This is a genomic window from uncultured Amaricoccus sp. (assembly GCF_937891315.1).
Classification (GTDB): Bacteria; Pseudomonadota; Alphaproteobacteria; order Rhodobacterales; family Rhodobacteraceae; genus Amaricoccus.
In genome coordinates this window covers 1-8,478 of sequence record NZ_CALAGI010000081.1, presented here as the reverse complement: position 1 = coordinate 8,478, position 8,478 = coordinate 1, and the positions used below count along the sequence as shown (strand labels likewise).

Annotated in this window: 4 protein-coding genes and 2 tRNA genes; 3 read left to right on the top strand and 3 right to left on the bottom strand. The window is 68.2% G+C overall.

Annotation, left to right across the window (positions count from 1 at the left end):
* A partial coding sequence (gene rpoC, locus Q0480_RS07230) for a DNA-directed RNA polymerase subunit beta' (protein WP_299131737.1) occupies positions 1-4,343 on the top strand: 4,343 nt, incomplete at its 5' end.
* A gap of 121 nt (positions 4,344-4,464) precedes the next feature.
* Positions 4,465-5,874: a UDP-N-acetylmuramoyl-L-alanine--D-glutamate ligase gene (gene murD, locus Q0480_RS07225; RefSeq protein ID WP_299131736.1), complete on the top strand. Its 1,410-nt coding sequence runs from the start codon at positions 4,465-4,467 to the stop codon at positions 5,872-5,874.
* 511 nt (positions 5,875-6,385) lie between these two features.
* On the opposite strand, the gene serS is transcribed toward murD, so the two are convergent.
* Positions 6,386-7,678 (bottom strand): serine--tRNA ligase, encoded by a 1,293-nt coding sequence (gene serS / locus Q0480_RS07220; RefSeq protein WP_299131735.1) that lies wholly within the window; start codon positions 7,676-7,678, stop codon positions 6,386-6,388.
* Positions 7,679-7,792: 114 nt separating this feature from the next.
* Positions 7,793-7,867, bottom strand: a tRNA-Thr gene (locus Q0480_RS07215).
* Between the two features lie 234 nt (positions 7,868-8,101).
* On the opposite strand from Q0480_RS07215, the gene Q0480_RS07210 reads away from it, so the two are divergent.
* Positions 8,102-8,176: transfer RNA gene (locus Q0480_RS07210), tRNA-Phe, on the top strand.
* A gap of 96 nt (positions 8,177-8,272) precedes the next feature.
* Here the strand turns inward: Q0480_RS07210 and Q0480_RS07205 are convergent.
* A partial coding sequence (locus Q0480_RS07205) for a hypothetical protein (RefSeq protein WP_299131734.1) occupies positions 8,273-8,478 on the bottom strand: 206 nt, incomplete at its 5' end.

Sequence of the window (8,478 nt, the reverse complement as noted above, 5' to 3'; positions counted from 1 at the left end):
AGGTCAAGAAGCCGGAGACCATCAACTACCGCACGCTCAAGCCGGAGAAGGACGGCCTGTTCTGCGAGAAGATCTTCGGACCGACTCGCGACTGGGAGTGCTACTGCGGCAAGTACAAGCGCGTGCGCTTCAAGGGCATCATCTGCGAGCGCTGCGGCGTCGAGGTCACTCGCGCCAAGGTGCGCCGTGAGCGGATGGGCCACATCGAGCTGGCCGCTCCGGTCACCCACATCTGGTACTTCAAGGGCGTCCCGTCGCGTTTGGGCTACCTGCTGGACCTGGCCCCGAAGGATCTCGAGAAGATCATCTACTTCGCGGCCTACGTGATCACCAGCGTCGACACCGAGATGCGGCACAACGAGCTGTCCACCCTCGAGGCCGAGATGGTCGTCGAGAAGAAGGCCGTCGAGGATCAGCGCGACGCCGACCTGGAGGCCCGGGCGCAGAAGCTCGAGGCCGACATGAAGGAGCTCGAGGACGAGGGCGCCAAGTCCGACGTCAAGCGCAAGGTCCGCGACGGCGGCGAGCGCGAGATGCGGCAGCTGCGCGACCGTGCCCAGCGTGAGCTGGACCGGCTCGACGAGATCTGGACCACCTTCACCAAGCTGGCTCCCAAGCAGCTGATCGTCGACGAGAACCTCTACCGCGAGCTCGTCGACCGCTACGGCGAGTACTTCACCGGCGCCATGGGCGCGGAGTCGATCCAGAAGCTCATCGAGAACTTCGACATCGACGCCGAGGCCGAGTCGCTGCGCGACGTCATCCGCAACGGCAAGGGGCAGAAGAAGCTTCGTGCCCTCAAGCGCCTGAAGGTGGTGGCGGCGTTCCAGCAGTCCGGCAACTCGCCGATGGGCATGGTCCTCGACGCCGTGCCGGTGATCCCGCCGGAACTGCGCCCGATGGTTCAGCTCGACGGTGGCCGGTTCGCCACCTCCGACCTGAACGACCTGTACCGCCGCGTGATCAACCGCAACAACCGGTTGAAGCGACTGATCGATCTCGGCGCGCCCGAGATCATCGTCAACAACGAGAAGCGGATGCTGCAGGAGTCGGTGGACGCGCTGTTCGACAACGGCCGCCGCGGCCGCCCGGTCACCGGGCCGGGCAACCGTCCGCTGAAGTCGCTGTCCGATCTGCTCAAGGGCAAGCAGGGCCGGTTCCGCCAGAACCTGCTCGGCAAGCGCGTGGACTTCTCCGGCCGCTCGGTCATCGTGACCGGCCCTGAACTGAAGCTGCACCAGTGCGGCCTGCCGAAGAAGATGGCGCTCGAACTCTTCAAGCCGTTCATCTACTCGCGCCTCGACGCCAAGGGCCTCTCCTCCACCGTCAAGCAGGCGAAGAAGCTGGTGGAAAAGGAGCGCCCGGAGGTCTGGGACATCCTCGACGAGGTGATCCGCGAGCATCCGGTTCTGCTGAACCGCGCGCCCACCCTGCACCGCCTCGGCATCCAGGCCTTCGAGCCGGTGCTGATCGAGGGCAAGGCGATCCAGCTGCATCCGCTGGTCTGCTCGGCCTTCAACGCGGACTTCGACGGCGACCAGATGGCCGTGCACGTTCCCCTCTCGCTGGAAGCCCAGCTTGAGGCGCGCGTCCTGATGATGTCCACGAACAACGTGCTCAGCCCTGCGAACGGCAAGCCGATCATCGTGCCGTCGCAGGACATGATCCTCGGCCTCTACTATCTCTCGATCGCCCGCGAGGGGCAGCCGGGCGAAGGCATGGTCTTCGCCTCGATCGAGGAGGTCGACCACGCCCTGCACGCGGGTCTCATCAACCTGCACACCAAGATCACCGCCCGGATCGAGCAGATCGACGAAACCGGCAACACCATCCTGAAGCGCTTCGACACCACGCCCGGCCGGCTCCGGCTCGGCGCGCTGCTGCCGAAGAACTTCAAGACGCCGTTCGACATCGTGAACCGCCTCCTGCGCAAGAAGGAGGTCGGCGAGGTCATCGACACCGTCTATCGCCACTGCGGCCAGAAGGAATCGGTGATCTTCTGCGACCAGATCATGACGCTCGGCTTCACCGAGGCGTTCAAGGCCGGCATCTCCTTCGGCAAGGACGACATGGTCATTCCGGAGACCAAGTGGGATCTGGTGAACACCACCCGCGATCAGGTCAAGGAATTCGAGCAGCAGTACATGGACGGCCTGATCACCCAGGGCGAAAAGTACAACAAGGTGGTCGATGCCTGGTCCAAATGCTCGGACGTGGTCGCCGATGCGATGATGGGCGAGATCTCGGCCATGCGCGTCGATGACGAAGGCCGCGAGCAGGAGCCGAACTCCGTCTACATGATGTCGCATTCCGGCGCCCGCGGCTCGCCCGCCCAGATGAAGCAGCTGGGCGGCATGCGCGGACTGATGGCCAAGCCGAGCGGCGAGATCATCGAGACGCCGATCGTGTCGAACTTCAAGGAAGGCCTGACCGTTCTTGAATATTTCAACTCGACCCACGGCGCCCGCAAGGGTCTGGCCGACACCGCGCTGAAGACGGCGAACTCGGGGTATCTCACCCGGCGTCTGGTGGACGTGGCGCAGGACTGCATCGTCAAGGTCGACGATTGCGGGACCGACCGCTCGATCACCGCGCGGGCGGCGATCTCGGACGGCGAGGTTGTGTCCTCGCTCAGCGAGCGGATCCTCGGCCGCGTCGCGGCCGAGGACGTGCTCGACCCGAAGACGCACGACGTGCTGTTCCGCCGCAACGACCTGATCGACGAGCGCGCCGCCGACATGATCGAAGGCGCCGGCGTGCTCGAGCTGCAGATCCGCTCGCCGCTCACCTGCGAGGCCGACGACGGCATCTGCGCCCAGTGCTACGGGCGCGACCTCGCCCGCGGCACCAAGGTGAACCCCGGCGAGGCGGTCGGCATCATCGCCGCCCAGTCGATCGGCGAGCCCGGCACCCAGCTGACGATGCGCACCTTCCACATCGGCGGCATCGCCCAGGGCGGCAGCCAGTCGTTCCTCGAAGCGAGCCAGGAGGGCGTGCTCACCTTCCGCAACGGCAATCTGCTGACCAATGCCGACGGCGACCAGATCGTCATGGCCCGCAACATGGAGCTGGTCATCGTCGATGAGAACGGCGTCGAGCGGGCGGTGCACAAGCTCGCCTACGGCTCGAAGCTGCTGGCCAGGGAGGGCGCCCGGATCTCGCGCGGCGACAAGCTGACCGAGTGGGATCCCTACACCCTGCCGATCATCGCCGAGAAGGCGGGCGTCGCGAAGTTCGTCGATCTCGTGGCGGGCTTCTCGGTGCGCGAGGAGACCGACGACGCGACCGGCATCAGCCAGAAGATCGTCTCCGACTGGCGCGCGGCCCCGCGCGGCAATGATCTCAAGCCCGAGATCATCGTGATGGATCCGGCGACCGGCGAACCCGTGCGGCTGGCCAACGGCAATCCGGAAGTCCATGCCATGTCGGTGGACGCCATCCTCTCGGTCGAGGACGGACAGAGCGTGCGCCCGGGCGACGTTCTGGCGCGTATCCCGCGCGAGGGCGCCAAGACCAAGGACATCACCGGCGGTCTGCCGCGGGTGGCGGAGCTGTTCGAGGCGCGGCGCCCCAAGGATCACGCGATCATCGCGGAGATCTCCGGCCATGTGCATTTCGGCAAGGACTTCAAGAACAAGCGCCGGATCACCATCGTTCCGGGCGAAGAGGGCGCCGAGCCGATCGAATACATGGTGCCGAAGGGCAAGCACATCCCGGTGCAGGAAGGCGACTATATCCAGAAGGGCGAGTACATCATGGACGGCAATCCCGCCCCCCATGACATCCTCGCCATCATGGGCGTGGAGGCGCTGGCCGACTACCTGATCGAGGAGGTGCAGGAGGTCTATCGTCTGCAGGGCGTGAAGATCAACGACAAGCATATCGAGGTGATCGTCCGCCAGATGCTGCAGAAGTGGGAGATCGCCGAATCCGGCGGCACGACGCTTCTCAAGGGCGAGCAGGTCGACAAGATCGAGTTCGACGAGGAGAACGAGAAGGCGATGGCCGCCGGCCGCGACCCGGCCAAGGGCGCGCCGATCCTGCTCGGCATCACCAAGGCGAGCCTGCAGACCCGCTCCTTCATCTCCGCCGCCTCCTTCCAGGAAACGACGCGGGTGCTGACCGAGGCGGCGACGCAAGGCAAGCGCGACAAGCTGGTCGGGTTGAAGGAAAACGTCATCGTCGGCCGGCTGATCCCGGCCGGCACCGGAGGTGCGACCCATCAGATCAAGCGCATCGCCACCGAGCGCGACGCGAAGATCATCGCCCAGCGCCGCGACGAGGCCGCCGCCGCCCTGTCGGTGGACGAACCCGCCGAGGTCGCGATCTTCGACGCGGAGTAATCCGCGCGCCGGTCGCGCACAGCTCCAAGGGGCGCCCGTCGGCGCCCCTTTTCCTTGCGGCCCCGCGGGGGCCGGGCGCCGCCCTGTCAGGTCCGGCGCGTGAGAATAGGGAGACGCCCGGATGATCCCGGTACGCGGATACGCCGGCCACAGGGTCGCGGTGCTGGGCCTCGGCCGCTCGGGCCTGCCCTCGGTCGCCGCGCTGGAAGCGGGCGGCGCCGAGGTCATCGCCTGGGACGACGGCGCGGCGGCGCGCGAGAAGGCCGGGGCCGAGGGGGTACGGCTCATCGACCTGACGAAGCCCGGCGCCTGGGACGGCGTCGCGGCGCTCATCGTCAGCCCCGGCATCCCGCATCTCTATCCCGCGCCGCATCCCGCGATCGCCGCCGCCTGGGACGCCGGCGTCGCGGTCGACAATGACATCGGCCTCTTCTTCCGCTCCTTCGCCACCCCCGACTGGGACGCCTTCGCGCGCCCCCCGCGGGTGGTCTGCGTCACCGGCTCCAACGGCAAGTCCACCACCACGGCGCTCATCGCCCATGTGATGACCGCCGCCGGCCGGCCGACGCAGGTCGGCGGCAATTTCGGCCGCGGTGTGCTGGACCTCGATCCCGCGACAGACGGCATGGTGGTGGTGCTGGAGCTCTCCTCCTACCAGATCGACCTCGCCCGCGCGTTGCAGCCCGACATCGCGGTCTTCACCAATCTCTCGCCGGACCATCTCGACCGGCACGGCGGCATGGGCGGCTATTTCGCCGCCAAGCGCCGGCTCTTCACCCAGGGCGGCCCGGAGCGGAGCGTGATCGGCGTCGACGAGAACGAAGGCCGCTTCCTCGCCAACGTGATGCGCGAGGAGGCGGGGACCGGCGACCCGGTGATCACCGTCTCCTCGGGCCGCAAGCTCGGCGGCCCGGGATGGAGCGTCTTCGCCCGCAAGGGCTTTCTCGCCGAATGGCGCCGCGGGCGGCAGGTGGCGGCGATCGACCTCCGGCCGATGGCCACCCTGCCCGGCGCGCACAACCACCAGAACGCCTGCTGCGCCTACGCGGTGGCGCGCGGCCTCGGGCTCGGGCCGAAACAGATCGAGTCGGCGCTCGCGACCTACCCCGGCCTCGCGCACCGCAGCCAGCTGATCGCCACCTGGAACGGCATCCGCGTCGTCAACGACAGCAAGGCGACTAATGTCGACGCCGCCGAAAAGGCGCTTTCGAGTTTCGAGCGCATCCGCTGGATCGCCGGCGGCCGCCCGAAGGAGGGCGGCATCGACGCCCTCCGCCCGCTGTTCGGCCGGGTCGCCAAGGCCTACCTGATCGGCGAGGCCGCCATGGATTTCGCCGCGACCCTCGGCGACACACCGCACGAGATCAGCGGCGCGATGGACCGGGCCGTCGCCGCCGCGCTGGCCGAGGCCGTCCCCGGCGACACCATCCTGCTCGCCCCCGCCTGCGCCAGCTTCGACCAGTACAGCAGCTTCGAAACCCGCGGAACGCATTTCGAAACCCTGGTCAGGCAAGCCATCGCCACCCCTTGAGCACCCCGTCGCTGACCCGGGGCCCATACCAACAGCTCCGGGCGGTTGCCAATTCCTCAACCGCCGGACACCAGCCCCGGCCCGTCCTCAAGGTCCAACCGTGGAGGTGCCGGTCTCGACCGTCGGCGAGACCGGCCGCGGACGCCCCTCGCGGGGGGTGTCCGCGAAGCGCGGCCACCCAGGGGCGCCCCCGTCCGTACTGTGAGGTCCGGCGCTTCCCCACGCCCTATCGCCTCCGGGCCTCCGGCCCTCCAGCGACCGGCCCGGCCGAGGCGGTGCCTCGGCTTTGTCGGGCCTGCGCCGCGCGCGCCTTCGGCGCGCTTGGTCGGAAAGTCAACGAGATGGGCCGTTGGTATGAGGCGCCGCGGTCGCGCGCCGCCCCCGCCTTGACCCGGGTTGGAGCACTATCCAACCAGACGAAATCGTCTGGTGGCTGAGATATTGCGTCAAATCAAGACTCTGGAGTGGCCAAGCCGGCTCTGCCGGATCGGTCTCGGCTCTGGCCCCGACCTCAGACGAGCGCGCCGGCGGCATCCACCCGCTCGCGCCCGCCGAGATAGGGCCGCAGCGCTCGCGGCAGGGTCACCGACCCGTCCGCCTCCTGCCCGTTCTCCAGCACGGCGATCAGGCAACGCCCGACCGCGAGGCCCGAGCCGTTCAGCGTATGGACGAATTCCGGCTTCTCGCCCTCGCCCGGGCGGAAGCGGGCGTTCATCCGCCGCGCCTGGAAATCGCCGCAGAGCGAGACCGAGCTGATCTCGCGATAGGTGTCCTGCCCGGGCAGCCAGACCTCGATGTCATGCGTCCGGCGCGCGCCGAAGCCCATGTCGCCCGCGCAGAGCACGATGGTCCGATACGGCAGGCCCAGCGCCTCGAGGATACCCTCCGCGCAGCCGGTCATCCGGTCGAGTTCGGCCCGGCCCTCCTCCGGCCGGGTAATCGACACCATCTCCACCTTCTCGAACTGGTGCTGGCGCAGCATGCCGGCCGTGTCCTTGCCGGTCGAGCCCGCCTCGGACCGGAAGCACTGGGTATGCGCCACGTAGCGCCGGGGCAGGTCGCCGTCCGACAGGATGGCACCGGCCACGAGATTGGTCAGCGTCACCTCGGCGGTCGGGATCAGCCACCAGCCATTGGTGGTCTCGTAGCTGTCCTCGGCGAATTTCGGCAATTGCCCGGTGCCGAGCATCGCCTCCTGCTTGACCAGCACCGGGGTCCAGGTCTCGGTCAGCCCGTTTCTCTCGACATGGGTGTCGAGCATGAACTGCGCCAGCGCACGCTGCAGCCGGGCCATCGCACCGGACAAGACCACGAAGCGGCTGCCCGCGAGCCGCGCCGCCGCCTCGAAATCCATCCCGGGCTTCACCGCCGGCAGCTCGAAATGCTCCCGCGGCCGGAAGTCGAAGACCCGCGGGGTTCCCACCCGGCGCAGCTCGACATTGCCGGTTTCGTCCGCGCCCTCCGGCACATCCGCCATCGGCGTGTTCGGCAGACCCATCAGCATGTCGCGCAGCGTGGCATCCGCCGCCGCCGCGTCCGATTCCAGGCGCGCGATCTCGTCCTTCTTCTCGGTGACGAGCGCGCGCAGCCGGGCGAACCCTTCCTCGTCGCCCCGCGCCTTGGCGGCGCCGACTTCGCGGCTCGCGGCGTTGCGCTCGGCGAGCGCCGCCTCGGCGGCCGCGATCCGCGCCCGCCGCGTCTCGTCGATGGCGAGGATCTCGGCCGAGAGCGGCGCCAGCCCGCGGCGCGTCAGACCAAGATCGAAGGCTGCCGGATTTTCGCGAACGAAGCGGATATCGTGCATGGGAACTGCTCCGGTGGAAACGGCGCCCGCGAGCCGGAACGCCGCCGTCTTAAGACGCGAAGCCGCGAAGATTTCAACCCCGCGCCGGACCGCGGCCATGGCTCGCCGGGGGTATGGTGCCGGATGAGGGGATTGAACCCCCGACCTTCGGTTTACAAAACCGCTGCTCTACCGCTGAGCTAATCCGGCCCTTGGGCACCGCCGGGAGTCGGCGCCGCGTCGCTCCTTGCCCCGGCCATGCGCCAGGACCCGGGTTTCGGTCCGCTCCCGAAACCCGGGCGCGGCCATATAGCCGCGTCGGCGTCGTGGGATCAACGGCAATGCGCCGGCGCCACGGGGCGACGGCACAGGTGCTATTCCCCTCTGGACACCACCGCGCCGGTGGCCTAGTGACACCTCCCAGACCGCCGGAACGCGGTCCCCGCCCGGGTAGCTCAGGGGTAGAGCAGCGGACTGAAAATCCGCGTGTCGGTGGTTCAAATCCGCCCCCGGGCACCAACAAAATCAAAGACATAGCCGAAAGCGAAGACAGTCGAGAATCGGCCTAGGTACCACCTAGGTACCAGAGGCGCCCCCACGTGCGCGGGCGCAATTTCAAGAATCCGAGCGAGAAACCTGAACGGCCGCGCGCTTGACGGGCTTGGGTGCGGCGGAAACAGTCGTGCCACAACTTGTGGCACGACTGTTTTCCGGCTTGGTCGCCAGCGTGCCGTCGTCGTTGCGAGGCCGCGCCTTGGTTGCCTCGGCCCGCTTCGCGGCTTCTCGGGCGAGCGCGGAGCAGCGCAATCCGCAATAGAGCC

Bases quoted from the DNA above. Each gene is read 5' to 3' on its own strand.
- murD (WP_299131736.1), top strand. From the start codon at position 4,465: ATGATCCCGGTACGCGGATACGCCGGCCACAGGGTCGCGGTGCTGGGC.
- serS (WP_299131735.1), bottom strand. From the start codon at position 7,678: ATGCACGATATCCGCTTCGTTCGCGAAAATCCGGCAGCCTTCGATCTT.